At 30.0% G+C, this 26,797-nt stretch carries 25 protein-coding genes and 2 tRNA genes; 16 read left to right on the forward strand and 11 right to left on the reverse strand.

What is annotated here, in order from left to right; genetic code table 11:
• Positions 1 to 9: 9 nt before the first annotated feature.
• From METOK_RS02640 to METOK_RS02660, 5 genes are all read right to left on the reverse strand, one after another.
• Complete coding sequence (locus tag METOK_RS02640; RefSeq protein ID WP_013866697.1) at positions 10 to 1,458, reverse strand: DUF530 family protein; 1,449 nt, start codon at positions 1,456 to 1,458, stop codon at positions 10 to 12.
• 67 nt (positions 1,459 to 1,525) lie between these two features.
• Entirely contained in the window at positions 1,526 to 1,684 is a 159-nt protein-coding gene (locus METOK_RS02645) for an RNA-protein complex protein Nop10 (protein ID WP_048057850.1), read from the reverse strand.
• A gap of 39 nt (positions 1,685 to 1,723) precedes the next feature.
• Entirely contained in the window at positions 1,724 to 2,515 is a 792-nt protein-coding gene (locus METOK_RS02650; protein WP_048057851.1) for a translation initiation factor IF-2 subunit alpha, read from the reverse strand.
• A gap of 449 nt (positions 2,516 to 2,964) precedes the next feature.
• A complete protein-coding gene (locus METOK_RS02655; RefSeq protein ID WP_048058011.1) occupies positions 2,965 to 3,816 on the reverse strand; it encodes an MEMO1 family protein in 852 nt (283 codons plus the stop codon).
• 141 nt (positions 3,817 to 3,957) lie between these two features.
• Positions 3,958 to 4,998: a TIGR00341 family protein gene (locus tag METOK_RS02660; RefSeq protein WP_013866701.1), complete on the reverse strand. Its 1,041-nt coding sequence runs from the start codon at positions 4,996 to 4,998 to the stop codon at positions 3,958 to 3,960.
• Positions 4,999 to 5,138: 140 nt separating this feature from the next.
• On the opposite strand from METOK_RS02660, the gene METOK_RS02665 reads away from it, so the two are divergent.
• The 6 genes from METOK_RS02665 to mfnA all read left to right on the forward strand — a co-directional run bounded on the left by METOK_RS02665 (position 5,139) and on the right by mfnA (position 12,132).
• Positions 5,139 to 5,213: transfer RNA gene (locus tag METOK_RS02665), tRNA-Arg, on the forward strand.
• A gap of 81 nt (positions 5,214 to 5,294) precedes the next feature.
• Positions 5,295 to 5,369 (forward strand) — tRNA-Glu (locus METOK_RS02670).
• A gap of 463 nt (positions 5,370 to 5,832) precedes the next feature.
• Complete coding sequence (gene oadA, locus METOK_RS02675) at positions 5,833 to 7,536, forward strand: sodium-extruding oxaloacetate decarboxylase subunit alpha (protein WP_013866702.1); 1,704 nt, start codon at positions 5,833 to 5,835, stop codon at positions 7,534 to 7,536.
• 253 nt (positions 7,537 to 7,789) lie between these two features.
• The gene (locus METOK_RS02680) at positions 7,790 to 9,313 is read left to right on the forward strand and encodes an acetyl-CoA carboxylase biotin carboxylase subunit (protein ID WP_013866703.1); all 1,524 of its coding nucleotides are present in this window, start codon (positions 7,790 to 7,792) and stop codon (positions 9,311 to 9,313) included.
• A gap of 230 nt (positions 9,314 to 9,543) precedes the next feature.
• On the forward strand, positions 9,544 to 10,839 hold the full coding sequence (gene gatA, locus METOK_RS02685; RefSeq protein WP_013866704.1) for an Asp-tRNA(Asn)/Glu-tRNA(Gln) amidotransferase subunit GatA: 1,296 nt from the start codon (positions 9,544 to 9,546) through the stop codon (positions 10,837 to 10,839).
• A gap of 126 nt (positions 10,840 to 10,965) precedes the next feature.
• Positions 10,966 to 12,132, forward strand: a complete 1,167-nt coding sequence (gene mfnA, locus METOK_RS02690) for a tyrosine decarboxylase MfnA (RefSeq protein ID WP_048058012.1) — start codon at positions 10,966 to 10,968, stop codon at positions 12,130 to 12,132.
• A gap of 89 nt (positions 12,133 to 12,221) precedes the next feature.
• Here mfnA and METOK_RS02695 read toward each other — a convergent pair whose 3' ends face one another.
• The 4 genes from METOK_RS02695 to ftsZ all read right to left on the reverse strand — a co-directional run bounded on the left by METOK_RS02695 (position 12,222) and on the right by ftsZ (position 14,952).
• Positions 12,222 to 12,704 carry a 50S ribosomal protein L11 gene (locus METOK_RS02695; protein ID WP_013866706.1) on the reverse strand — a complete coding sequence of 161 codons (483 nt, stop codon included), beginning with the start codon at positions 12,702 to 12,704 and terminating at the stop codon, positions 12,222 to 12,224.
• Positions 12,705 to 12,852: 148 nt separating this feature from the next.
• Entirely contained in the window at positions 12,853 to 13,293 is a 441-nt protein-coding gene (locus METOK_RS02700) for a transcription elongation factor Spt5 (protein ID WP_013866707.1), read from the reverse strand.
• Positions 13,294 to 13,548: 255 nt separating this feature from the next.
• Positions 13,549 to 13,794, reverse strand: coding sequence for a protein translocase SEC61 complex subunit gamma (locus METOK_RS02705; RefSeq protein WP_013866708.1), 246 nt, complete (start codon positions 13,792 to 13,794; stop codon positions 13,549 to 13,551).
• Positions 13,795 to 13,860: 66 nt separating this feature from the next.
• Positions 13,861 to 14,952, reverse strand: coding sequence for a cell division protein FtsZ (gene ftsZ, locus METOK_RS02710; RefSeq protein ID WP_013866709.1), 1,092 nt, complete (start codon positions 14,950 to 14,952; stop codon positions 13,861 to 13,863).
• A 279-nt stretch (positions 14,953 to 15,231) separates the two neighbouring features.
• Between ftsZ and METOK_RS02715 the strand changes: the two genes are divergently transcribed.
• From METOK_RS02715 to METOK_RS02745, 7 genes are all read left to right on the forward strand, one after another.
• Entirely contained in the window at positions 15,232 to 16,329 is a 1,098-nt protein-coding gene (locus tag METOK_RS02715) for a DNA topoisomerase IV subunit A (protein WP_013866710.1), read from the forward strand.
• An 89-nt stretch (positions 16,330 to 16,418) separates the two neighbouring features.
• Complete coding sequence (gene endA / locus METOK_RS02720; RefSeq protein WP_198005245.1) at positions 16,419 to 16,946, forward strand: tRNA-intron lyase; 528 nt, start codon at positions 16,419 to 16,421, stop codon at positions 16,944 to 16,946.
• Between the two features lie 172 nt (positions 16,947 to 17,118).
• The gene (gene comC / locus METOK_RS02725; RefSeq protein ID WP_013866712.1) at positions 17,119 to 18,150 is read left to right on the forward strand and encodes an L-sulfolactate dehydrogenase; all 1,032 of its coding nucleotides are present in this window, start codon (positions 17,119 to 17,121) and stop codon (positions 18,148 to 18,150) included.
• Between the two features lie 102 nt (positions 18,151 to 18,252).
• Positions 18,253 to 19,104: a protein translocase subunit SecF gene (locus METOK_RS02730; protein ID WP_013866713.1), complete on the forward strand. Its 852-nt coding sequence runs from the start codon at positions 18,253 to 18,255 to the stop codon at positions 19,102 to 19,104.
• Positions 19,105 to 19,178: 74 nt separating this feature from the next.
• Positions 19,179 to 20,348, forward strand: coding sequence for a preprotein translocase subunit SecD (locus METOK_RS02735; RefSeq protein WP_013866714.1), 1,170 nt, complete (start codon positions 19,179 to 19,181; stop codon positions 20,346 to 20,348).
• A gap of 229 nt (positions 20,349 to 20,577) precedes the next feature.
• Positions 20,578 to 21,573, forward strand: a complete 996-nt coding sequence (locus METOK_RS02740; RefSeq protein WP_013866715.1) for a UPF0104 family protein — start codon at positions 20,578 to 20,580, stop codon at positions 21,571 to 21,573.
• An 18-nt stretch (positions 21,574 to 21,591) separates the two neighbouring features.
• Positions 21,592 to 22,014 carry a DUF2120 family protein gene (locus METOK_RS02745; protein WP_013866716.1) on the forward strand — a complete coding sequence of 141 codons (423 nt, stop codon included), beginning with the start codon at positions 21,592 to 21,594 and terminating at the stop codon, positions 22,012 to 22,014.
• Positions 22,015 to 22,112: 98 nt separating this feature from the next.
• Here METOK_RS02745 and hypB read toward each other — a convergent pair whose 3' ends face one another.
• Together hypB and METOK_RS02755 are read right to left on the reverse strand one after the other, a co-directional pair.
• On the reverse strand, positions 22,113 to 22,790 hold the full coding sequence (hypB, locus tag METOK_RS02750; RefSeq protein ID WP_013866717.1) for a hydrogenase nickel incorporation protein HypB: 678 nt from the start codon (positions 22,788 to 22,790) through the stop codon (positions 22,113 to 22,115).
• A 52-nt stretch (positions 22,791 to 22,842) separates the two neighbouring features.
• Entirely contained in the window at positions 22,843 to 24,048 is a 1,206-nt protein-coding gene (locus METOK_RS02755) for an RNA-guided endonuclease InsQ/TnpB family protein (RefSeq protein WP_013866718.1), read from the reverse strand.
• A 503-nt stretch (positions 24,049 to 24,551) separates the two neighbouring features.
• On the opposite strand from METOK_RS02755, the gene METOK_RS02760 reads away from it, so the two are divergent.
• The 3 genes from METOK_RS02760 to METOK_RS02770 all read left to right on the forward strand — a co-directional run bounded on the left by METOK_RS02760 (position 24,552) and on the right by METOK_RS02770 (position 26,628).
• Complete coding sequence (locus METOK_RS02760; protein ID WP_013866719.1) at positions 24,552 to 25,145, forward strand: zinc protease; 594 nt, start codon at positions 24,552 to 24,554, stop codon at positions 25,143 to 25,145.
• Between the two features lie 145 nt (positions 25,146 to 25,290).
• The gene (locus METOK_RS02765; RefSeq protein ID WP_013866720.1) at positions 25,291 to 25,866 is read left to right on the forward strand and encodes a rhomboid family intramembrane serine protease; all 576 of its coding nucleotides are present in this window, start codon (positions 25,291 to 25,293) and stop codon (positions 25,864 to 25,866) included.
• A gap of 30 nt (positions 25,867 to 25,896) precedes the next feature.
• The gene (locus tag METOK_RS02770; protein WP_013866721.1) at positions 25,897 to 26,628 is read left to right on the forward strand and encodes a segregation/condensation protein A; all 732 of its coding nucleotides are present in this window, start codon (positions 25,897 to 25,899) and stop codon (positions 26,626 to 26,628) included.
• The last annotated feature ends 169 nt before the right edge of the window (positions 26,629 to 26,797 follow it).

Genomic DNA, 26,797 nt, shown 5'->3' on the forward strand with positions numbered 1-26,797 from the left:
TCACGGATTTTATAGTTTTCCAAGGGCATCCAAGAATTTTTTTGTCCTATCTTTTTTGATTTTATTGTATTTTTCCAGTTTATCAATATTTATTCCTTTATTTTTCAAAACTGATTTTAAATTATCAATTGGAGCAATGCTTTTTAAAATTTCTTCAATATCTTCTTTTTTATAGTTAAAATTTTGAACGATATTCCAATCATCATGTATTAAATACAATGCCACTCCACCAATATTTTTTAGTGGTATGTTATATTTTGGCAATTCTCTTTCAAGCAAAAATTTTAAATCGAGAACTTCCAGAGCATCTATTCCTTCAACTACCATCCATTTTAAATTAACCTTTGAGGGTGTAATAAGTATTGAAGGAAACATATTTGAGCGAGCTCGTTCATCCGGTGTATTGTATAAATAATATCTAAACAAATCCTGTGAAAAATGTTTTATCGGAATTTTAAAACATAATTCCTCTGAAATTGCTTTTTCTACATCAAGTGATATCTTAAGTTCTTCTATTGGTCTCCCATGCTTGTAAAGTCCTAATTTTTCCATTTCTTCTTTCATCTTTAATTTTTTTATTTTTAACTCATCCAGAACTCTAACATCAATTATCCCCTCTTCGACTTCATCTGCATCAAAATCTACCATAACATTTTTATATTTAGTAATTAATCCCCTCTGGTGAGTAGACAGTAGTTTTTTTAATTTTTTTTCTATTTCTGCTTCTATTTCATCTTTATATGCCATAAGATAAACTAATGCAAGAGTTTTTTTAACATAGCTATCATTTAACAATTTATTTTTAGAATAATTTTTTTTCAAAGAAGTTATTAAGGCATCACCATAATTTTTTCGGATATATCCCTCATAATCTTCATCTTCTATTTTAACTCGTTTAAATTTTCTTTTTCCATCTTTCATTATGATTAAAGTCATAGTTATAGAACTTAAAACTCCTCTTCCCTCGGATTCAAAAACATTTAAAAGTTTTTTATAGGTATTTACAAAAAGGGGCGGCATATTCAACAACAATCCCTTGTGGGAACCATCATAAGGCAAAAAATAAATTATTCTTTTATTTCCAGAAGCATCTTGTAAGTGTCCCAATGCTATCTTATGGGATATTATGGCGTACTTTACACGCTCCAGAGCTCCTTTTTTTTCATCAACCATTCTTCTAAGATATGTGGAATAAGTCTTTATCTCATAAATATCGCTTTCATCACTGCCTTTTAATTTCCCAACGCCGATAAATGGTGTATCAAATCCTTGCAACTCCATTTTTTCTTTTAAATCTTCTAAAATCTCTAAATTTTTGTTTAACAATACTACCAATTCTTTATATGTGGTGTCATCTAAGGATAAATTTTTTAGAAATCTCAGGCACATTTCCTCCCTAAATTTTAACAATTCCTCCAAAACTTCATTGCATCTTTTTATTAAAACACTGCTATCCATACTTTCACATATATATGCAATATCTAATAGCGATTTTAAATGTTCTAAGGATATAAGAATAAAATTATTATAGTGATGAGGATTTTTTTAACATTCTCCTATATTTTCCATATTTATCCTCTATTGAATATTTGGGGGGTTTAACAGTAATAGTTTTTTCGTTGCATTTATTGCAAAAATCCTTTAATGTATATTTTCCACATTTTGGACATTTTCTCATACGCAAAATATCGCCTTATCTTTAATTTTTTTAGTTATTTATTTTTTAATTACTTTCTCTAACAAAACTACCTTCTCCACCTTTATATTTTTTAATATAGTCTATGGCAGTATTTGCAACAGTTTTCAATACCTCTTCACCACTTTTATAATCAGGAGATAGAATTTCTATCCTATATTTCGGAGCTCCGATATATCTTATATCTACCTTAACATCCTCATAGGGATTAGCCTTTAAAGCCTTTCTAAGTGCATTTTTAATTACCTTAATGCCATTTGGCTCAGTAGTTGTTAATGTTAAAATACCATCTACTTTAACATTTGTTAGCTCAATATTTTCCTTTGCCACTTCATACAATGCATTTGCCCACTCTTCTGAAATTCCAAGTTCTGTTAATACATCCTTGCCTTCTATGATGATATATTCCAATGCCTCATAGAGCTCTCCAAATTCTTCTTCCAAAGGATGCCCAACTTCTTCCCAAGACTCTTCAAGGGATTTTCCAAGTTTTGCTCCTGCAAATTCGAGTAGTTTTTCTGCCCTTTGAAGTCTCTTCCATTCTTGAACCTTTGCCTTTCTTTGCTGGTCTGTAACTCTTTTTAATGAAAGGTCTATCTGTCCCTTTCTTTTATTTACCCTCATTACTTTTGCCACTACACGCTGTCCTTTTTTAACAAAATCCCTTATATTTTTAACCCATCCAGAAGATACCTCTGAAATATGCACCATTCCTTCTTTTTTAGGGTATTCCAATAATTCTACAAATGCACCAAATGGTTTAACATCGATAACAGTTCCTATAACAATTTCTCCTTCATCTGGAAAATCTTTTCTCATAATTTCACCCAATATAATTTTAAATGTAATTTTTATAGATATAGTATATATCATATATATAATATTTATAGAATTCTAAGGGAATGTATATTTTAAATTATATATATTCTAATTTTCATAAATCAAATTTTGCAATAAATGTAAATAATAATATAAGTCATATAAAAATATAAAAATATAAAAATACAGAGGAAATATAAATTAATTTTATCAATTATTTAAATTTTAAATTAATATTAAAAAGAACATATTTTTAATATAATATGCCTCCCACATAAAAACGGAAAAATATATTATTTACTATAATTTTATACCTTATTTTATCCATTTTTAATCTTTTGTTTGATTTTAATTATTTTATAGTAATATATAGTTTAATTAAATTTTAGTCTATTTATTTTATATTTTTTATTTTTATTTATCTTAATTTTTTATATTTACTAAATATGTTACTCAATCAACAAAGAACCATAACCAACTACTGATGAATAATTCCCTGTAATATCCCCTGATGTGGAATAAGCCAATAATCTTGAATTTTTAGCATTTAACTCTTTCATTGCCTTAATCATGGCTATAACTGGACCATACCCACACATTGTAATGTTATTGTTAATTACATCGGCGTATAATTCCTTTTCATTCATATTTAATATATCTTTTATCACTATTGCATCCTTTTTTGAAGCTATTTCTTGTGGTTCATAATGCGTAAAATCACTTGACGCTATAACAACAACTCGTCTATTTAGTTCTTTTGATATTTTTGCTATAAAATATCCAATTTCCACAGCAGTTTCATAATCCTGCATCATCATACATATAGGAACAATTTTAAACTTCACAGCATTTAGAAGTTCAAGATGTTGCAAAAATGGAAGTTGAACTTCTATGGAGTGTTCTCTAATATGGGCAGTTTCATCCAAATCAAGTATATCACATTCATTCCAAAGTCTATCAATAAATTCATCATCGGAGCTCATATTACCCAATGGAGTTCTCCATATACCCTTCATTGTAGAAACTCCCGAACCTAAGCCCGTATGATTTGGACCTATAATTACAGCAGTTATAGTGCCGTCTGTTTTTTTTGAAATGGCATTATAAGAATGTGCTGCAACTGGTCCAGAATATATATAACCTGCATGAGGACAAACTACCCCAACAGGTTTTTTAAACACCCCCTTTGAAGGAAGGGTTCCAGGACCTATTTTATGCAAATAACAATATTCTATCATTTCAATTAAATTATTGGGTTCTGCTGGATAAAATGCACCTGCAACAGCGGGATTTCTTATTATCATAATAACACCCCTTTTTTAAAAAATTAAGTTATGATATTATTATATTATAATTATTTGTTATATCTTTCACCATATATTTATTTTTTTATCTTGATTAATATCAGTATAATGTATAAAACAAAATACAAGCTAAATTCATTAAATCCCAAAATATACCAAAATAACTGCAATAATCAAAAGAATAACCCATGTCAATATTGCAAAAATCGTTAATTTTTTCGCTTCTTCTTTTTTCCACCATTTATATGGCGAAATACCATACAATGCAAAAATAACACTTGAAGCTAAATTTACGCAGATGACATTTATTAAAAATAAAACCAATATTGGAATAGACTCAACAAAGTATCCTGCTCCAAATGTCAGTCCAAAAGCCACCAAAGGAGGTAATAATGCAACTGCTATCATCACTCCTACAACAACAGATGATATACCTGAAACCGTGGATAAAGCACCAACAATACCTGCACATAAAGCTATTATTATATCGGTTATTCCTAAATTCATTCTCGATACTATTTGTGGATTTTTTAAGGATAATGGAAGAAAATGTCCTAAGAAAACTGAAAGTAATATCACCAATCCAACACCTAAAAGCAAATTTTTTAGAGATTTTTTTGCCAGTTGTTTGTCAGCAACCACCATGGAAAAGGATAATGAAATATTTGGACTTAAAAGTGGTGCTATAATCATGGATGCTATAATAAGTGCGACATCATTTTTCCATATGCCTATTGCTGCAACAATTGTTGATAATATTAGCATTAAATAATATTCTTTTGGAGCATATATCATCTCTGATACTTTATCTTGTATTTCTTGACGACTTAACCTCTCCAATTCTTGAATATTCTTTTTTATAGGTGCTTTTATAACATTTAGATTTTTATCAGTTGTTTCTTTTTCTTCTATTTCTTCTTTTTCTATTTTTTCCACTATTTCAGGAATTGTGCTTTTAGGTTCAAAAACAATAATTCTAAACTTGGAACCCCCATATTCTTTGTTTAATTTATCCAATATTAGTTCGGTGTTTTTTAAGGTTGTTAGTATCTTTATAATTACATTACTATTTATCTCTTCCACATTATACCATACAACATCCCCACAATCTTCCAAAATTTTATCCGTGCCTGAAAAAATGTGTTTTGGAATATAACATTCTATATATCTTAATTTCAAAATATCCCCTTATTTTTTGATTTTTAAAATGACTATAATCTATTTATAATATTTATTTATAAAATATATAAATATATAATTAAACGAAAAGTTTATATATTAGAATATCCATCTTAGAGTATGTTCTGGTAAGTTAATGAGGGCCCGTGGCCTAGTCTGGATACGGCACCGGCCTTCTAAGCCGGGGATCGGGGGTTCAAATCCCTCCGGGTCCGCTAATATAGTTTTGATTAAAGCAGTTTTTTATTGTTATATAATCTTTTTTTAGATATATAATAATCTCTTTTATTGCTATTGCTCCAGTGGTGTAGTCCGGCCAATCATGCGGGCCTTTCGAGCCCGCGACTCGGGTTCAAATCCCGGCTGGAGCATTTTATTTAAATATATTATTTATACTAATTTTTAGGTTCCAACCGAAGCGAAGCGAGGTTGAACTTTTAATATAAATAATATTTTATTGATTTAAAGGTTTATATGTTTATTATCATATATTTATTAATTTAAATATGTAATTAACATTATACTTTATGTATAATATGTTATATATAACATATATTGTCATTATATTATCATATTTTATTTATCTAAATCCGTGTATCTTTATTATATAAAAAACCCCCTAGTGACATTATATTAATTGACTTATTATATATTATCTTATTTATATCATCTCATTCATAGACATATCTATTTTTTTGAAAAAATATAAATATGATTGAGATATATTTACATAAGGAAAAAATAATTAAAATTTATAGGTATTGATTTTGATAATTTACTTTATTTATCAATATATCACACATATACTTTTTTTACAAATGTAAGAGGGATATTATGGTAAAGATAACAGATACCACTTTTAGAGATGCACACCAGTCCTTAATAGCTACAAGATTAAGAACTGAAGATATGATACCAATTGCAGAGAAAATGGATGAAGTAGGCTTTTTTTCAATGGAAGTATGGGGCGGAGCCACATTTGATGCCTGTATTAGATATTTAAATGAAGACCCTTGGGAAAGATTAAAATCTCTGAGAAAGCGGATTCAAAATACCCCTTTGCAGATGCTTTTAAGAGGGCAGAACTTGGTGGGATATAGACATTATCCTGATGATATTGTAGAAAAATTTGTCCAAAAATCCTACGAAAATGGGATAGAAATATTTAGAATATTTGACGCCTTAAATGATATAAGAAATGTAGAAGTTCCAATAAAAGTTGCAAAAAAATGCGGAGCTCATGTTCAAGGTGCTATATGTTATACCACAAGTCCAGTCCATACAATAGAACAGTTTGTAAATCTTGCAAAAAAGTTTGAAGAACTTGGATGTGATTCTATTGCTATAAAAGACATGGCTGGGCTTTTAAAACCTTATGAATCAAAAATACTTATAAAGCGATTAAAAGAAGAAGTTTCAGTTCCAATAAATCTTCACAGCCACTGCACAAGTGGGCTTGCTCCACTTACATATTTGGCAGCAATTGAGGCTGGTGTTGATATATTGGACTGTGCAATGTCTCCTTTATCCATGGGAACAGCACAGCCACCAGTTGAAAGTATTGTGGCAGCCTTAAAAGGAACTAAATTTGATACAAAATTGGATATGGAATTGTTAAACGAAATTAGAGATTATTTTGATAAAATAAGAGAAAAATACAAGTATTTAATAAATCCAATATCTGAAAGAGTGGATACAAGAATTCTATTATATCAAGTCCCGGGAGGTATGCTTTCAAACCTTGTTTCACAGTTAAAAGAGCAAGGAGCCCTTGATAAATTTGAGGATGTGCTTAAAGAAATCCCAAATGTTAGAAAGGATTTAGGGTATCCACCATTGGTAACACCATCATCCCAGATTGTAGGAACTCAGGCTGTAATGAATGTTTTAACCGAAGAGAGATACAAAATAATCACAAATGAAGTTGCAAATTATGTAAAAGGCTATTACGGAAAACCACCTGCACCAATTAGTAAGGAGCTCATGAAGAGAGTCCTCCAAGATGGCGAAAAACCTATTACATGCAGACCTGCTGATTTGTTAAAACCAGAATATGAAAAGGCAAAAGAAGAAGCTGAGAAAAAAGGCATAGTATCAAAAGAAGAAGATATCTTAACCTATGCACTTTACCCACAGATTGCAGTCAAGTTTCTAAGGGGAGAATTGGAAGCTGAGGTAATACCCGAGGAGGAAGAAGTATCTAAATTCATGGAAATTCCAACAGAATATATTATTGAAGTCGATGGGGAAGAATACGAAGTTAAGGTTAATCCAAAATATGGAACTGAAATGAAGAAGAAAAAAGAGAAATTCACCGCAGAAACAGAAGGGGCAATAACATGTCCATTTAGGGGAATGATTACTAAGATAAAAGTCAAAGAAGGAGATGAAGTAAAACAAGGCGATGTAATTGTTATATTAGAAGCCATGAAGATGGAAAACCCTGTTGAAAGTCCCGTTGATGGAAAGGTTGAAAAAATAATTGTTCATGAAGGACAATCCGTTAATGTAGGAGATATACTTATGATAATTAAATAAATAACTAAATAATTAAAATAATTAAAAAAAATAAAACGAAAAAAATAGAATAAATAAAAACTAAACTAAAATAATTAAATAAATTACTAAAATAATTAAATAAATTAAAAAATAAATTAAATAAATAAAATTAATATAAATTAAAAATAAAAATAAAAATTTAAGAATAAGTAATAAATAATTATTAAATTATATTAATACCTTTTATTTATGGCATAAATAAAAATAAAAAATAATAAGCATGGGGATTATCATGTTTAAAAAAGTGTTAATAGCCAACAGAGGCGAAATTGCCGTTAGAGTTATAAGGGCATGTCAGGAGCTCGGAATAAAAACTGTTGCAGTATATTCCGAAGCTGATGAACATTCACTATATACTACCCTTGCCGATGAATGTTATTGTATAGGTCCTCCACAGGCTTCAAAAAGCTATTTAAATATAGAACGAATTATGACAGTTGCAGAAAAAACAGGAGTGGATGCTATACACCCAGGATATGGGTTTTTATCGGAAAATCCAAAATTCGCCAAAGCTTGTGAAGATAGGGGGATAGTGTTCATAGGTCCTCCTGTGGAAGCAATAGAATCCATGGGCAGTAAGATAAATGCAAAGAGAATAATGAAAAATGCCGGTGTTCCTGTTTTACCTGGTAGAGAAGACCCAATAGAAGACCCCAACGAAGTAATAGAGGTTGCAGAGGAAATAGGATATCCTGTTATAATCAAAGCCTCCGCTGGTGGTGGAGGTATGGGTATGGGCGTAGCATACAATAAACAGGAGCTCATAGAAACTATTGAATCCACAAAGTCAATAGCCCAAAGTGCATTTGGGGATTCCACAGTATTTATTGAAAAATATTTGGAAAAGCCAAGGCATATTGAAATCCAGATTTTAGCAGATAAATATGGAAATGTGGTTCATTTAGGGGATAGAGAATGTTCAATCCAAAGAAGGCATCAAAAATTAATTGAAGAAGCACCTGCTCCAATAATGACGGAAGAATTAAGGGTTAAGATGGGGGAAGCCGCAGTAAAAGCTGCAAAGGCTATTAATTACCATAGTGCTGGAACTGTGGAATTTTTATATAATAATGGGGAATTTTATTTCTTAGAGATGAACACGAGGGTTCAGGTGGAGCACCCAATCACCGAAATCATTACAGGCTGTGATATTGTAAAAGAGCAGATAAAAATAGCAGCAGGGGAGAAACTCTCATTTACCCAGGAGGATGTAGAAATTAGAGGTCATGCCATAGAATGTAGAATAAATGCAGAGGATGCAGTAAATGACTTTATACCATCTCCTGGAAAAATAAAACATTACAGGTCACCAGGTGGTCCAGGGATAAGACTGGATAGTGGGGTTTATGGTGGTGCAGAAATCCCTCCATACTATGATTCCCTTATATCCAAACTTATAGCATACGGAAGGGATAGAAACGAGGCAATAGCAAGAATGAAAAGGGCGTTATCGGAATATATGATTCTTGGTGTAATTACCAATATTCCATTTCATAAGGCCGTTGTGGAAGAACCTGATTTTATCAAAGGAAATATATCTACACACTATATAGATGACCATGCAGAATATTTGAAAAACAAAGTTGTTAAATATGCCATGGAAGCGAGAGATGACGAAAAACGATTCAGCGAAAAAATATTCCATGATAGTAGAAAAATAGTGGCACTTGCAGGGGGCTTAAATGCCTATATCACAAGTATTGCGAGCAAAAATGTCAATATAGGTAAAAAATACTCCAATGATTATAATGATTAATTAGATATGTTATGGGGCATTTAATGTATATTTTCCTTTTTTATATCTTTTATATATATTTTTTTGGATATTTCTTTTTAGTTTATTTATAATATTAATTAATCAAATATATTGTATAATACCCTATAATTTTTTATTGATTTATAGGGGAATGGATTATAATGGATATTTTTATATAACTTAATCTTATCTTATTATAATATAATTTTAAAGTTTATGGTGATGAAAGGATGATTGTTGATAGAGCTCATGAATATCTTGAAAAAATAGAAAAATCGAATATAAATGCATATGTTCAAATAAATAAAGATAGAGTGTTAAAAGAAGCAGAAGAATTAGAAAAAAATGAAAAATTAAAAAACAAACCCCTTTATGGAAAATTAATTGCTATTAAATCAAATATAAATGTTAATGGATATACAATATCCTGTGCCTCAAAAACCCTTGAAAACTATGTGAGCTCCTACGATGCCACAGTGGTTAAAAAAATAAAATCACAGGGGGGGCTTGTAATTGGAATGACTAACATGGATGAGTTTGCATGTGGAAGCAGTGGTGAAACATCCTATTATGGTGCCACAAAAAACCCAAATGCAGAGGATAGAATTCCAGGAGGTAGTAGTTCTGGAAGTGCCGCCGCAGTAGCTGCTGATTTATGCGATATGGCACTTGGAAGCGATACAGGAGGAAGTATAAGAAACCCTGCATCTCACTGTGGAGTAGTTGGATTTAAACCATCATACGGTGTAGTGAGCAGACAAGGGTTATGCGACCTTGCTATGAGTTTTGACCAAATTGGACCTTTAACAAAAAATGCAGAGGATGCTTTTGTTTTAACAAATGTAATCAAAGGATTGGATATTTCAGACAGCACAACAGTGGATACTCCAAAATTCGAGAAAAAGAATATAGAAAATTATAAAATCGGGATTGTAAAAGAATTTATGGATGTTAGCGATGAAAAAATAAGAAATAAAATAGAAGAAGGCATTGAAGTATTTAAAGACCTTGGATGTAAAATTGTAGAATTAAACTATAACTACACAGATTTAGCACTTCCAACCTACTATTTAATAAACTATGTGGAGTTCTTCTCAGCAACAAGAAAATACGATGGTAGAAGATATGGTTATCCAATAGAAGAGGTATGTGGCGAAGAGGTTTTAAGAAGAATATTAATCGGAAAACATATAAGTGAGAAAGAGTTCAGTGGAAAATATTACAAAAAAGCATTACAGGCTAGAAGATTAATGAAAATGGAGATGTTAAAACTATTTAAGGAAGTCGATGTTATTGCATCACCAACAGTTCCAAAACTTCCACATAAAATAGGAGAGGAGCTCACCCCAATGGAGATGTATGCCTACGATGTTTTGACAGTTCCTACAAATATATGCGGTATGTGTGCAGGAGTTGTTAAATGCGGAGATATAAACGGCATACCTGTTGGATTACAGATTCAAGGAAAACCATTTGATGATGAAAAGGTATTAAGTGCCATGATTGAATTTGAAAAGAATTATTAATTTTATTATAGCAGTTTATCTAAATTATAGCTACTTTCTATATTTCTATATTTACTTTCTTTTTATTTTATATTTTAATTTTTATTTAATTATTTATTTAAAAAATTAAAAAGGCAAAATATGATTATGGATGAAAAAGAAGTTTTAGAGGCATTGAAAAAATATAGAGAAATGGATTTAAAATATGAGGATGGTAGAATATTAGGTTCTATGTGCACAAAACCCCATCCCATTTCAAGAAAAATAAGCGAAATGTTCTTTGAAACTAACTTGGGAGACCCAGGATTATTCAAAGGAACAAAAAAAATAGAAGATGAAGTAATACACATGATGGGGAATTTTTTAAATAATGATAATCCATTTGGCTATATAATTTCTGGTGGAACAGAGGCAAATATTACCGCCATGAGGATAATAAAAAACCTTTCAATAAAAAAGGAAAGATTACCTAAGGTAATAGTTCCTGAAACTGCACATTTTTCATTTGAAAAGGCAAGAGAAATGATGGATTTGGAATATATAAAACCACCTTTAACAAATTGCTACACCATGGATGTAAAATATATTAAAGATTACATTGAAGACAATAATAAAAATGATAATAAAAAAATAGATGGGATTGTAGCAATTGCTGGATGCACAGAATTGGGAACTATTGACAATATAAAGGAAATTTCAAAAATCGCTGAGGAAAATAAAATATATCTTCATGTAGATGCCGCATTTGGTGGATTTGTAATACCATTTTTAGAGGAAAAATATAAAATGGACAATTACAATTATGAATTTGATTTTTCACTAAATGCCGTATCTTCTATTACAATAGACCCGCACAAAATGGGACTTGCACCAATTCCTGCTGGTGGGATAATTTTTAGAGATAGTTCATTTAAGAAATACTTAGATGTTGAAGCTCCATATTTAACAGATACTCATCAAGCTACATTAATTGGAACAAGAACAGGAATTGGTGTGGCTTCGGCATGGGGAGTAATGAAATTATTGGGAAAAGAAGGATATAAAAATATAGTATCTAAATGTATGGATAATACACATTATTTAGTAAAAAAAGCAAAGGAATATGGATTTGAACCAGTTATTAACCCAGTCCTAAATATCGTAGCTTTAAAGGATGATAATCCATCAGAAACCTGTTTAAAACTCCGACAAATAGGATGGTATGTTTCCATATGTAAATGTGTAGGAGCTCTGAGAATAATATTAATGCCGCATGTTAAAAAAGAACATATTGATGAATTTATCGGAGCTCTTGCGAGTGTTAAAAAGAATTAAATAAAATAGTATTAAGTTAATTATGTTATATTTAAAAATTTATAATTTATTTTTTATTAATTCTATCTACTCTATTATTTTATTTTTTATTATTCATTGAATGACTCATCGTATTCTCCATCATCTATTAATTTATGAACTTCCTTAGGGTCTTTACCATCAACAGTTACACCAACTGAAACACAGGTGCCTATTACTTCTTTTGTGGCATTTTTTAAGTCATAGGACAGCATTGAATCCTTTTTCATTTTTGCTATTTTAACAGCCTGTTCCATTGATAGATTGCCTACTATTTTGTGTTTTGGTTCTGTTGAACCTTTATCAAGTCCCAATTCTTTTTTAATAAGGGCCGATGTTGGAGGAATACCTACTTCCACTTCAAAGGACTTATCATCGGTATTTACAATTACTTTTACTGGAACACTCATTCCTTCATAGTCTTTTGTTTTGCTGTTTATTTCTTTAACAACATTCATAATATTTACACCAAGGGGTCCGATTGCTGGACCTAGTGGTGGTCCTGCTGTTGCCTTTCCACCAGTTACCAATATTTCAACTATTTCAGTAGCCATTATATTCACCTCAAATTTACATCGTGTTTATCTAATCTTATTAACTTTTTAATTAAACTTTTTAATCATATTATATATATCTGTATTTAAAACTTACTATACATCTATTTACTATACATCTATATAATACTATATAATAATATTATGATTACTGATTTTTAGACACAATTTTAACCTGTTCAATTCCAACAGTTATAGGTATAGGCACTGCGGCCTCCATTAACTCTAATGTTATCTCTTCTTTATGTTTATCCACTCTTGTAACTATTGCCTTCTCACCTTTAAATGGTCCTGCAACAAGTTCTACCACATCACCTTTATCGATACTTTCTATTATCTTTGTTGGAGATAACAAATGTTCTAACTCATCAATTGAAATTTCTCCTGGAACTATGCCCTTTACTTTAAATGTTTTTCTTACTAAATCTTCTACTGCCCCTTTATTAGGAGCTTCTACAAGGATATATCCTTTTAAATCCTCCGTTGCCAATATAGAATATATATCAATCTTTTCTTTTTCAGCCCTCGAGGCTAAAAACTCTGCAACATTTTTTTCCTGACCTGTCGTAGTTCTAATGGCAAAAATCATATACATCACCAAATTATAATAAAAATTAGATATAGATTAAAACCTTCATTTTATAAGTATTAAATAAGTATTAAATAAATACTTTCAAAATAGAATAAAATAATTAAAAATAATTAATAAATTAATAAATAATTAATAAACAATTTTAAGTTATTAATTTAAGTTATTAATTTTAGACATAAATATATTAAAAAGAATATATATGTTAAAAAAACTAAAATTTTATAAAAAAATGTTTAATATATTATATATATCTTATGGTTTTAGTAGCCCTTTTAAATAAGTAATTGGCACATGTATTACAAAACCAATAGCACCAAGAAGACATATTCCAAGACCTGTAACCTTGGATACATTCAAAAATTCGTCCCTTGTGGGTTTTCTTGAAATCATTAATACCCTTTTACATTGATTTAGAAATGATTTTAAATCGTTAATTTTAGCATTTATTTTTGTATTGGTGCTATTATCATTAAGATTATTCTTCTTATCTCTAACCACAATATCGCCTCTATATGTCGCTACATATTTTATATATTAATATATAGCTATACATTTATATATATTTTAAATCCTTGGAAGGTCAATAAATACTTTCTTAGAGCCTTTTGGAGTATTAAATGGACATATTCCAGAAGATTTTGTTCCAGTAATTATAAGCAATACCCTCAATGTATTTTCAGAATTTTCGTCAATGGTTGTTCCCCAAATTATCTTTGCATTATCGTCTAATCTTTCGGAAACTGTTGAAACTATTTCTTTTGCCTCTTCAAGACTCATATCCTCAGGACCCGTCACATGTATTAATGCACCAGAAGCACCCTCCACATCAACGCATAATAATGGACTATTTAGAGCCATGTTTATGGCTTCTTTTGCCCTTTTCTCAGAATCGCTCTCACCAATTCCTATCATTGCTATACCGCCATTACACATTACAGCCCTTACATCTGCGAAATCCACATGTATATCCCCAACATTCTGAACTAAATCTATCATACCTTTTACCGAATTCATTAAAATTTCATCTGCAACTTTAAATGCTGTCCTTAAAGGCATGTTTGGAACTATCTCCAATAATTTATCATTTGGAATGATTACAATTGTATCTGCTACCTCTCTCAATTTATTTAATCCAGTAATGGCATTGTCCATTCTAACTTTTCCTTCCATTGAAAATGGTAGTGTAACTACTGCAACAGTTAATGCTCCCATTTTTCGTGATATTTCTGCTACGATTGGAGCTGAACCAGTTCCAGTTCCTCCACCTAAGCCGCATGTAATGAACACCATATCAGAATCTTGAAGTGCCTTTTTTATATCTTCTGCATTCTCTTTTGCCGATTCCTCACCCTTAGTTGGGTCCCCACCAGCACCTAAACCTCTTGTAAGATTCTTACCTATCAATACCTTTTCATCGGCTTTTGTTTTTATCAACTGCTGAGCATCAGTATTTACTGCTATGGTTTTTGCATCTTTTATTCCTTCAATCGTAAGCCTGTTTATGGCATTGTTTCCTGCACCGCCGCATCCTACTACTGTTATTCGAACTTTTGATTCATTTATTAACTCCAAAAGTTCTTTATCTACATCGGAAAGATTCTGCGTATCGTCATCCAATGGATTATCTTCCATAACTATATTCTTTAAGAACTTCAAGTTATTACCTCCTATATCCTATAATCAGTTATATATAATATTTATAACATATATTATATATTATATAATGTAAATTAATAATAACTCTAAAATATATAAAAATAAATATATAAAAATTTTATTTTAATAATTTATCTTACAGATATTTTTAATTATAATACACACATAATAATAGATATATCATAATAAATCAATTAAATATTATAAGTTATGGCATAGTTATAATTTTTATTATTATATATAAATATATATTTATTATTAAAACTTAACGGTGGAAGTATGATATCATCAAAAGCAAGAGAAGATGCTAAGAAGAAAATTATTGATGTTGCAAACCATATGTATAATAGCATCCTCAATGGTAAAAGACCAAAACTTAAATTTCCAGTTAGAAGTTTGGCAAATGCTAGATTCGATAAAGAAAAAGGGACATTTGTATTGATGGGCAAAGAAAAAGAAAGAACCTTAACAGTTAATCAAGCTAAAATATTTGCACAAACTGTAAAAATGATGGAATTTTCAAAAGAATTATTGGATACAGATGATTTCTCAACACTGAGGGAAGCATATTATGTTTCAAAAAACTGGGGGGAGGCAAGATTTGATGACCAGCAGCCTTCTAACAGTGTTATAGAAGACCTTGAAGCTGCTTTGAATTTTTTAAGGGAGGAGCTCGGATTCATACCTGAGGAAGATGGCTCTTCTGTTGTTGGACCGCTCAAAGTTGTAGATAAATCAGCGGAAGGAGAGGAATTAAAGGTAGATTGTGAGAAATTAGGTAGTGGAGCATACAATATTCCAAACGATATTACAAAATTGGAATTTGAAACAGATGCAGATTTTATACTGGCAATAGAAACAGCAGGTATGTTTGCAAGATTAAACGCTGAAAAATTCTGGAAAAAACACAACTGTATTTTAGCATCCTTAAAAGGTGTCCCAGCAAGGGCTACAAGAAGATTTATAAAAAGATTGAATGAAGAGCATGAGCTCCCAGTTTTGGTATTTACAGATGGTGACCCTTATGGGTATCTTAATATTTACAGGACATTAAAAGTAGGTAGCGGTAAGGCTGTTCATTTGGCTGATAAACTTGCAGTTCCTGCGGCAAGATTAATTGGAGTTACACCACAAGACATTGTCGATTATGACCTACCCACCCATCCTTTGAAAGACCATGACCTTAAAAGATTGAAAGACGGTCTAAAAAACGATGATTTTGTAAAAAGTTTCCCAGAATGGCAGAAAGCATTAAATCAGATGATTGAAATGAAAGAAAGGGCAGAACAGCAATCTTTGGCAAAATATGGTTTGAAGTATGTTGTTGAGGAATATCTTCCAGCTAAGATTGAAGATAATAGCACCTGGTTACCTTAAATTTATAATATTAAAAAATTTAAATAAAATAATATATTAAAACATAGTTTATCTAATTTTTATTAAGTTTTGACTTTTTTATAGGGGAAATCATGGCTAAAAAACCAATTATAGCGAAGCTTTCAGATGACAGAGTTTTGATATTTAACAGGGACGGTATTTCAAGATTAAATGCAAAAGGATATGGTGAATTAAATGATAATTTTTTATCTATTTCATTGGTTGAATCCCTATATTTAGTTTCCAAGAAATGGATTAAAGTTAAATCCAAAAAAGATAAATTTTTATCTTTTGAAGAATTATATGATTACGCACACAATATCGATGAGAAATTGTGCATAAAATACCTTGTTTATAAAGATTTAAGAAACAGAGGTTATACTGTAAAAACGGGATTAAAATATGGTTCTGATTATAGATTATACAGTAGAGAAAACATCGATGAGATTCATTCCGAATATCTTGTTAAAGTTTTTTCCGAAGATAGGCCCTGTGCTATTTCAGAGCTCACCGGGTTTGTGAGGGTAGCACATTCTGTAAGAAAAAAACTTATAATAGCCATTGTTGATGATGATGGAGATATTGTTTATTACAACATGGGATATTTAAGGCTTTAAATAATTATAATAAAAAGATAAAGAAATAATAAAAACCATATGACATAAAAAATAAATGATATAAATGAAAAAATAAATAATAGTAAATTAATGAAATTAAATTAATGAAATAAATTAAAAGTTTAAAAAATACTTAAAACTAATTAAAATTAAAAATATTATTTGGGATATTATGAAAATTACACCAGAAAATGAAAAAAAACTCATTATAGATATCCTTATGAAATATGGAGTAAATAAAAAAGACGCCGAAACCACGGCAAATGTATATGTTGAGGCAGATTTAAAAGGTTTTACATCACATGGAATTGGAAGATTTCCACAAACAGTTACAGGTCTTGAAGCAGGAGTTATTAAACCAAATCCTAAAATGAAAATTATAAAAGAAAGCCCTGCAACAGGAACCATCGATGGCGATATGGGATTGGGTTATGTAATTGGTGAAAAAGCCATGAATATGGCAATTGAAAAGGCAAAAAATATAGGTATTGGAGCTATTGCCACTGTTAATGCAAATCACTTTGGTATTACGGGGCATTATTCGGAAATGGCACTTAATGAGGATTTAATTGGTATTGCTATTACAAATACAGAACCTGCAATGGCTCCTTTTGGAGGAACTACAAAAATTTTGGGAACAAATCCAATAGCCATAGCAATTAAAGGAAAAAGACATACTTATTCCTTAGATATGGCTACTGCTTCTATTGCCAGAGGTAAAATCCTCGAAGCCCTAAGACTTGGAAAAGAAATTCCAGAAGGGTGTGCTGTGGATAAAGAAGGAAATATAACCACAAACCCTGAAAAAGCCTTAGAAGGTTCTATACTCCCATTTGGAGGACCTAAGGGATATGGTCTTGCATTAGCTATTGAAATCATTTCAGCAATTGGCGGAGCTCAGATGGGAACAAATGTGAAAGGAACTAAAAACCCAAGGGACAAATGCACCAAGGGAGACTTTTTTATGGCTATAAATCCTGAATTCTTTGGAGATAAAGAGGAATTTATGGATAAAATCGATAATCTCATAGATGAAATAAAAAACTCTAAACCAGCGGAAGGATTTAACATATTAATACCTGGAGAAATTGAAAAAATGAATATTGAAAAAAACAAAAATGGTTTTGAGTTAGATGATATATTGTATAATAAATTAAAAGACATTTGCGATAAAAATGGTTTAAATATTACTGAATACATTTAAAAATATATTTATATATTATGTTCATATTTTTATAATTATGATTATATTACCATTTAAACATTTTTAATTTTAAAACCTTTGATATAAGTTGGAGGGAACTAAATGAAAATAAATTATAAAATAATAGCAATTATACCCATAATATTGACTATACTTTCAGGTATTTTTGTATATGCCCATGGGTTAAAGGAAAGCATAGATGTTAGTGGAGGTAGCGAAATAACAATAACTGCCCCAAATAATGTAGATATAGTCAAATTAAAAAATATGCTTCCAAAAGGAGTTGAAGTAAAAAAATCTCAATCAGCATCTGGAACATTTATTATTATTCGGGCTGGAAAAGATGTAGATACCTCCAAAATTGATGAAGCGCTAAGAAAATTCTTTAATGTTAATGATTTAAATGAGCTCCAATATTCTCAAAAACAAATAGGAGCGTCACTAAGTGAAAAATTCTGGACGGATGGATTTAAAGCTGTTGGATTTGCGTTTGTATTTATGGCTATTGTGGTATATCTCGTATTCAGAACACCTATTCCAAGTGGTGCGGTTATCCTTGCGGCAATGTCCGATATAATAATTGCAATTGGTGGTATGAGCTTATTTGGAATACCTGTATCAACTTCTACGGTTGCAGCGTTGCTTATGCTTATTGGATACAGCGTTGATACCGATATTATGCTAACCACACGAGTATTAAAAAGAAGAGCTGGAACGTTGGATGAGAGAATAAGGGAATCCATGAAAACTGGAATAACCATGTCCATAACAACCATTGTAGCAATGTTTGTGCTATATTTAGTGGTGACATATATCGTACCTGCTGCAAGTTTATTGAAGGATATTTCAGTCGTTATATTATTTGGTTTAATTGCAGATTTAATGACTACATGGATGACTAATGCAGGTATTTTAAGATATTATGTTTCAGAATATAAGAAGAAAGGTAATTAAATAATTAAATAAAATCAAAATAAAAAATATAAAAATAATTAAAAATAAAATGATATCTATTTGAGGGATAGGTTATGAAACTATTGAAGGATAGTAGAATATTAATCCTTATAGGATGTATCGTTTTGTCAATACTTCTAATCTCATTTAAAGGAATTTCTTATGGGGTTGATTTAAGTGGGGGTTCTATAATTGTATTAAAAACTAATGAGCCCCTTTCAGAACAAAACATGACGGTAGTCACTACAATATTATCAAATAGGTTAAATACAAATGGTTTAAGTGATATCACAGTTTATCCAAGAGGTAACGATGAGATAGTAGTTGAAATACCAAAAACTGCTGATTTAGATAGAATAAAAAAGATTTTAACCCAACAGGGAGTCTTTATAGCTAAAATAGATAATATTACAGCATATACTGGGCAGGATGTAGCTTATGTTGAAGAACCTGGAAATACACCTTCGGGGTATGGAGTAAGTTTTAAATTAACTTCCGAAGGAGCGAATAAATTTGCAAAAGTGGCATATGGAAAAGGAGGTCATACTGTTGAGCTCTATATGGATGGTAAGTTGGTAAGCAATCCTACTTTATCACCGGGATTGGCAGATGGAAAACCTCATCCAGACCAGATAATCACAGTTTCAGGTAGTAATCCTACCAAAAGTGATGAAGATGAAGCATGGGCAATATATACTGCATTAAAATCTGGTTCTTTACCTGTTAAACTACATATTGAATATATAAGTTCAATATCGCCAACACTTGGAAAAGAATTCATTAATGGAGCTATAATAGCAGGATTGTTTGCATTTTTAGCAGTTGGAGCTGTTGTTGCAATAAGATATAAAAAACCTATGATTGTATTACCTATAATGATAACCTGTGCATCTGAGATATTGTTAATACTTGGATTTGCATCGGCAATTGGCTGGAAACTTGATTTGGCTTCAATTGCTGGGATTATAGCATCAGTTGGAACTGGGGTAGATGACCAGATTGTTATAACCGATGAAACACTTTCAAGAGAGTCAAACAGAGTTAAAAAAAGTATTAAACGGGCATTCTTTATTATATTTGCATCAGCAGGGACTACAATTGCCGCAATGCTTCCATTGTTTGCTATGAGTATTGGAATGTTAAAAGGATTTGCCATTACAACCATAGCTGGTGTATTAATAGGGATATTTATTACAAGGCCTGCATTTGCAAGAATTGTTCAGTATGTGATAAAAAAAGAATAAAAGGTATTAAAAAATATCAAAAATAAAAAAATTTAAATAAAGAATAATAAAATTAATAGAAAATAAGTAATAAGTAAATAAATAAGCAACTAACATATATCCTTCTTTTAATTTTTAATTTATTTTTAATTTTTATTAATTTAACTTTCTTTAACATTTTATTTATTAATTTTTGCAAAAATGTTATATATATGTTTTATAATGTATTTTATAAGTTATAGGGATGTGCATGAACATAAAAAGAATTTTAAAAAATATACTGTTGTATGGCATAGGTATTATCATAATATTTTTGATAATATGGCATATCGGTATTGATGAGATAATCGCCGTATTTTCATCCATGAATATATATCTTTTTTTATTGGCTGTGCTAATATATATTATAACGATATTTACAATTGTTATGCGTTGGAAATCCATATTACAAATAAACGAATATAATGCAAAATTCAAAAATTTATTCCTACTAAGTATGATGGGACAATTTATAAACAATATAACTCCATCTATGAAAGGAGGAAGTGAGCCTTTTAGAGCATATTATCTATCAAAATTAGAACATATTCCAAACCATATCTCATTTTCAAGTGTTGTGGTCGAGAGAGTATTGGATACTTTTGTATTTTTAATACTAACATTTTTTGTAATTGTATATTTTATAATAAATGGGATTATCTACGCAAAGGAGCTCATATTTATATGGGTTCTTGTTGGGGGACTTACAGTGGTAGGATTATATATATTGATGCATAAAACACTGGCATTTAAAATCACATTAAAAATTGCGAAAATTATAACAAAATTTTCTTCAAAAACGATTAATGAGGACAAGATAAAAGAATCCATTCGGCTATTCCAAGATAATATAAGATTTTTTAACAAAAATAAAAGAAAAATAATTATGCCATTTATACTATCATTTGGCTGGTGGATTTTAGATATTTTAAGAATATATGTATCATTTTTAGCAATTAAATGTAATATTTCGCTTGTAGCCATCTCTTCAACATATTTAATATCTCTCCTTATAGGCATCATCCCTACATTGCCTGGAAGTCTCGGAACTTCCGATGCCGTAATGATTGCCATGTATTCACTATTTAACATTCCATATTCAAAAGCTGCTGCTGGAACGATTTTAGATAGGATAATCTCCTATGGATTAGCCACAATAATGGGAGCTCTGTCATATAAAATAATAAAAAGAAAATTAAATAAATAATGATATAATGGTGAAACCATGATAGTCAATATTACCACTGGAAGAATGATGAAATCCCTTGAAGCATTTAAAGGTTCCAAACCTATTTATGATAAAAACGGACTTTTAGTTGTTAGGGGTATTTGCAGAGATAAGAATTTTGAAAATTATAATTCAATTAAAGAATATCTTGAAAGTAAATTGAAAGAAAATGGTTTTGAAATCGCAGACAGCGAGGATATAATATTGTTTATGGAAAAAATCAACGAAAAACTTGGAAAAGAAAGCGAAATATATCCAGATACTTTTGGATTTGAGATTATAAAAAAATCTTTTGAAAATATAGGTTGTAAATGCGATTATATCATTGGAAAAAAAGGGGAGCTCATGCTTGGAATAAGTTTATGGCATGAGAATGTTAAAGGAGCTCCGAGATTTGTAGAAGTTTTATGTTGCCAATAATAATATTTTTATTTAATTATTTTTATTAGTTTTATCCATAATTTTTGTTATTATTTTTATTTTTTTATTTATCTATTATTTTTATTTATTTGGTTATTTTATTTATTATTATTTATTACTTCATCCCTTGTTTTTTCAATGAATTCTATGACTTTATCGATACCTTCATCATTTTTTACGGATGTTAATAGCACATCCATATTTTCATTTAGGAGCTCGGCATCTTTTTTCATTTTTAATGGGTCTGCACCAACAGCATCTGAAATATCCACTTTATTTATAATAGTTAAATCTGCGGTTTTGAATATCATAGGATGCTTTTCAACGGTATCGTCCCCTTCTGTAACGCTAACTACTACTATTCTTTTATGGGTCCCTAAATCAAAATCAGCAGGACATATTAAATTTCCAACATTTTCTATAAATAATATATCAATATTGTCTAAATCTAAGTCTGGTAAGGCATGTCCAACCAAATGTGCATCCAAATGACATTCTTTTCCAGTATTTAATGGCATAACCTGAACATTGTGTTTTTTCATCCTTCCTGCATCATATTTTGCTACCACATCCCCTGCAATACAGCCTATATTATATTTATCCTTTAAATTATCTATCAATTTTTCTATAAGTAGGGTTTTTCCACTCCCTGTTGCTCCCATAAAATCAAATGCAACGACATTGTGTTTATTTAACAATTTTCTATTTTTATCTGCATGTTTTTTGTTGGCTTTAAGTAAATCTTTTCCTATATCCAATACACTAACAAAATGCATATATTATCACCTAAATATTTACTAATTTAAACTTCAAAATAATAATAGTGAATTACCCCTCCCTTACGGAAGGGGCTTCCTGACTCATAGGGGAGTCTAACCCAGAGATTACCTTTATATAAGGTATAACTCTGAGTAGGGGTCTCCCCTCTGCAGGCACAGCGGACTCTCCCAGCCCTGATTTTAGTATATTTAGGGATGCGTTGTAATCCCTGTCAATCTTCCAACCGCAGTTGGGACAAAAAAATACCCTATCAGATAATTTTAAGTTATCAACTACACAACCGCAGTTGGAACACTTTTTAGAAGTATATGCAGGATTTATTAATATTACTTCTCTACCAGCACCCTCCGCCTTGTAGAGAAGTAAGTTTATGAATTTACGCCAAGAACCGTCAAGAATATGACGGTTTAGAGTCTTCTGACCCTTTCTATTTTTAACCATGGACTTAATGTTTAAGTTTTCTAAAACTATTTTATCATAATTGTTTATGTAGTATCTTGATAGTTTATGTAGAAAATCATTTTTCTGATTGTTTAGTTTATCATATACCTTAATAAGTTTTAATTTAGTCTTTTTATAGTTGCTCGAACCCCTAACTTTTTTAGATAGGTTTTTCTGGACTTTCTTTATTTTATCCAAAGTTTTGTCAATAAACTTTGGATTTTCAAACTTATTGCCATCTGAATCGATGGCATAACCATCGATTCCTAAATCGATACCTACAACCTTATTGGTTTTAGGTAGTGGTTTAGGTTCTTCTTCCACTTGGAAGAAGGCATGCCACTTACCTGTTAGTTCTTTTTTTATAATAACTCCTTTAATTTCTCCTTTGATTTTTTGATGTAGTTCTATAGGAATTTCTCCTATTTTAGACAGTTTGAGTCTTTTGGTTTTACAATCAAGTTTAAAACCTGATTGATTGTATTCTAATGTTTTGTAATGGTTTTTGGATGATTTGAATCTTAACTTACCTACTTTATATCCGTTCTGTTTTAGTTTTCCTAATGCTTTGAGATTGCCCCAAAGCTTATTATTCACCATTTGGAGAACTTTGGAATGGACTTTTTTAAGTTCAGGATATTCCTTTTTATGCTCTGTGATTAGTTTTTGAGTATCCTTTTTGTTTAGTTTTGGGTTTTTAGTTTTTTGTTCTAAAAGGTAATTATAGATGTATCTACAAATGTTTAGATGCTCTTCTATTGTTTCCCTGATTTTCCTGGATGGATAAATCCTGAACTTATAAGTCCTCATCATTAGCATCACAGTTTGATTTACTTATAAATAGTAGTTTATACTAAAAACCATATAAATGTTTTGCCCGCATTTCCGAGCAATAGCGAGGAAACCGTATAAATCCCGAAGGGATTTTGAGGATTCATCCCCTCCCTTATCTTCGAGCGAAGCGAGGAGATTTTACAATCACAACGAAGTTGTGAGTAATGAAAATCGTAAGATTTTCATCTAAATCCAAAGGATTTGTATAACGGAAGGGGACTTCTTGCGGAATAAGTTAAAAACTATTTATTACTAACCTTAACTATAAGATGAACTTTAATTTTAATTATAATATAATAATTAATAATTTTCTAATTTAATGAAAATATATAAAAATATATATAAAATTATAGATATAATGTATAATAGTGATATAATGTATATAGTAATTTTAATATATTAATATATTTTAAGATATACGGCATAAACATAAAATAAAGTTTAAAAATATTAATTTATAAGTTATCATCTCGGTGAAAATAATGGGTTATATGGATATATTTAAATTTAGTCAGGAAGAAATCAGGGATTTAATTATCTCAACCTTAGCCATAGCACTTATATTTGCATGGTATGGTAGAGGCATTCCACATCTGGATTCATGGTTTGGAATTCTGTTTTTAATATCAATATTCACAGTTGGGAGTGGGTTTATATTACATGAATTAGCCCATAGAACAGTAGCTCGTCATTTTGGTGCATTGAGTGAATTTAAAGCCTGGTATGAGGGATTAGCAATTGCATTGGTATTGAAAATAATATTGGGTTTTACTTTTATAGCCCCTGGTGCAGTTTATATTTACAAGGATTACTTAACATCAAAAGAGAATGGACTTATATCACTTGCAGGACCTTTAACAAATATTTTATTGGCATTTGTATTTTATATGTTGCATATTCCTTTAATATCTGACTTAGGCTTTAATGTCAATTTATACCTTGCAGCATTTAACATGATACCAGTATATCCACTTGATGGTAGTAAAATTATAAGCTGGAATCCTTTGGTATGGGGCATAATATCCATTCCTTTATTCTTATGGGTGTTGGGTTTATTTAATATCAATTTATTTTAGTTTAAGTTTTATATTTTTAAGTTTTATATTTTTTTATTAAAGTTATAAGTTATAAATTATATTTTATTAAGTTTTTTATATAATATAATGTATTAAATATTAATATTCTAAATTTATTTAAATCTTATAAAAAGGGGTTGAAAATATGAGATATACCATTACAATTATTGGGGTATGTGTCGTAGTATTTTTATTTGAATTATTTTCCAACAGTTTAGTAAATCTATTGTCATTTAATCCACAGTATGCATTAAATATGCCGTGGCAGTTTATAACAAGTATATTTATCCATGGAAGTTTCACGCATTTATTCCTTAATATGTTTGTGTTATTCTTCTTTGGACTAAGACTTGAAAAATGGATAGGAGGGGCTAATTTTTTAAAAATATTTTTTATATCAGGCATTGCCGGTAATATTGCATATCTTCTGTATTCTTATAGTACCAATCAATATATTCCAGCGGTGGGTGCATCAGGTGCAATAAGTGGTATCATAGGAGCTCTAACAATATTAGACCCAAATATGGAAATTATGATATTTCCATTTCCAATTCCTATAAAACTAAAATATGCAACAATATTATTTGCAGGATTTGAAATATTATGTCTTATATTCTCAATAATGCCCACAATAGGGCATGCAGCTCATCTTGGAGGCTTATTTACTGGCATGCTCTGTGGAAAATTATTAAATAAAAGATATATATCGTATTATTATTAATATTATTGATATACTCATTTAAGGGATAATATGGAATTTGAACTTTGGATAAAGATTATTAAAGAGAGCATAGATAAAAGGAACATAGAACCTTGGAATATCAATATTGCAGAAATAACCAATGAATATATCAAAACCATTAAAGAACTTAAAAAATTTGATATAAGATTATCCGCAGATGTTATATTGGTTGGGGGCATATTGTTGCGTATGAAATCCCAGATACTTTATGGAGAATGTGAAAATACATTTAATGAGGAAGATGAAGAGTTTGAAGATATGATAGGGGATGAGCTCCAAGGGCATGAGGACGAATATGTAAATACTGAATATATTGAATACAATGATAATAATATCGAAAATATTGCCAATAATATAAAAGAAAACGAAAATAAAAATATAAATAAAAATAAGAATAACAATATTGGAAGTAAGCAGATAACATTTAACGATTTAATCAATACTTTAAAATCAGAGCTTAAAAAGGTTAAAAAAACCCGAAAAAAACAGAAAAATAAAGAAGGAACTCCAATTTATAATATAATAGAAGAAATGGAAGAAGAATACGACATTTCCGATTTAATGGAAAATTTAATATCTGAACTTGAAAAAGAAGGTGAATTTGTATTCCAAAATAAATTTTACGAGAAAAAAGAGGTTGTAAAAAATTTTCTACCTTCCCTTTATCTTGCAAATGATGGAAAAATTGAAATTTTTCAGGAGGAGCTCTTCAAGGATATACTCCTAAGATATAAAAATTAATATTATTTTATTACTATATATTATTATATTTTTATAGTTATACATGGTAGTGATTTAAAACAGCACATATCAGTAAGGTTTATATAGAAGTTCATAATCATATACATACCGTTAAAGTAGATTACATTGGAAATAGATAAATCAAATTTATAAAATATAATATATAATA

Origin of the sequence: Methanothermococcus okinawensis IH1, from assembly GCF_000179575.2 — an archaeon.
GTDB lineage: Archaea > AGJL01 > Methanococci > Methanococcales > Methanococcaceae > Methanofervidicoccus > Methanofervidicoccus okinawensis.

Excerpts from the sequence above, each read along its gene's own strand:
- METOK_RS02640 (WP_013866697.1), bottom strand. The coding sequence starts at position 1,458 with ATGGATAGCAGTGTTTTAATAAAAAGATGCAATGAAGTTTTGGAGGAA.
- METOK_RS02650 (WP_048057851.1), bottom strand. The coding sequence starts at position 2,515 with ATGAGAAAAGATTTTCCAGATGAAGGAGAAATTGTTATAGGAACTGTT.
- oadA (WP_013866702.1), top strand. The coding sequence starts at position 5,833 with ATGGTAAAGATAACAGATACCACTTTTAGAGATGCACACCAGTCCTTA.
- METOK_RS02680 (WP_013866703.1), top strand. The coding sequence starts at position 7,790 with ATGTTTAAAAAAGTGTTAATAGCCAACAGAGGCGAAATTGCCGTTAGA.
- gatA (WP_013866704.1), top strand. The coding sequence starts at position 9,544 with ATGATTGTTGATAGAGCTCATGAATATCTTGAAAAAATAGAAAAATCG.
- mfnA (WP_048058012.1), top strand. The coding sequence starts at position 10,966 with ATGGATGAAAAAGAAGTTTTAGAGGCATTGAAAAAATATAGAGAAATG.
- METOK_RS02695 (WP_013866706.1), bottom strand. The coding sequence starts at position 12,704 with ATGGCTACTGAAATAGTTGAAATATTGGTAACTGGTGGAAAGGCAACA.
- METOK_RS02700 (WP_013866707.1), bottom strand. The coding sequence starts at position 13,293 with ATGATTTTTGCCATTAGAACTACGACAGGTCAGGAAAAAAATGTTGCA.
- METOK_RS02715 (WP_013866710.1), top strand. The coding sequence starts at position 15,232 with ATGATATCATCAAAAGCAAGAGAAGATGCTAAGAAGAAAATTATTGAT.
- comC (WP_013866712.1), top strand. The coding sequence starts at position 17,119 with ATGAAAATTACACCAGAAAATGAAAAAAAACTCATTATAGATATCCTT.
- METOK_RS02730 (WP_013866713.1), top strand. The coding sequence starts at position 18,253 with ATGAAAATAAATTATAAAATAATAGCAATTATACCCATAATATTGACT.
- METOK_RS02735 (WP_013866714.1), top strand. The coding sequence starts at position 19,179 with ATGAAACTATTGAAGGATAGTAGAATATTAATCCTTATAGGATGTATC.
- METOK_RS02740 (WP_013866715.1), top strand. The coding sequence starts at position 20,578 with ATGAACATAAAAAGAATTTTAAAAAATATACTGTTGTATGGCATAGGT.
- METOK_RS02745 (WP_013866716.1), top strand. The coding sequence starts at position 21,592 with ATGATAGTCAATATTACCACTGGAAGAATGATGAAATCCCTTGAAGCA.
- hypB (WP_013866717.1), bottom strand. The coding sequence starts at position 22,790 with ATGCATTTTGTTAGTGTATTGGATATAGGAAAAGATTTACTTAAAGCC.
- METOK_RS02755 (WP_013866718.1), bottom strand. The coding sequence starts at position 24,048 with ATGATGAGGACTTATAAGTTCAGGATTTATCCATCCAGGAAAATCAGG.
- METOK_RS02760 (WP_013866719.1), top strand. The coding sequence starts at position 24,552 with ATGGGTTATATGGATATATTTAAATTTAGTCAGGAAGAAATCAGGGAT.
- METOK_RS02765 (WP_013866720.1), top strand. The coding sequence starts at position 25,291 with ATGAGATATACCATTACAATTATTGGGGTATGTGTCGTAGTATTTTTA.
- METOK_RS02770 (WP_013866721.1), top strand. The coding sequence starts at position 25,897 with ATGGAATTTGAACTTTGGATAAAGATTATTAAAGAGAGCATAGATAAA.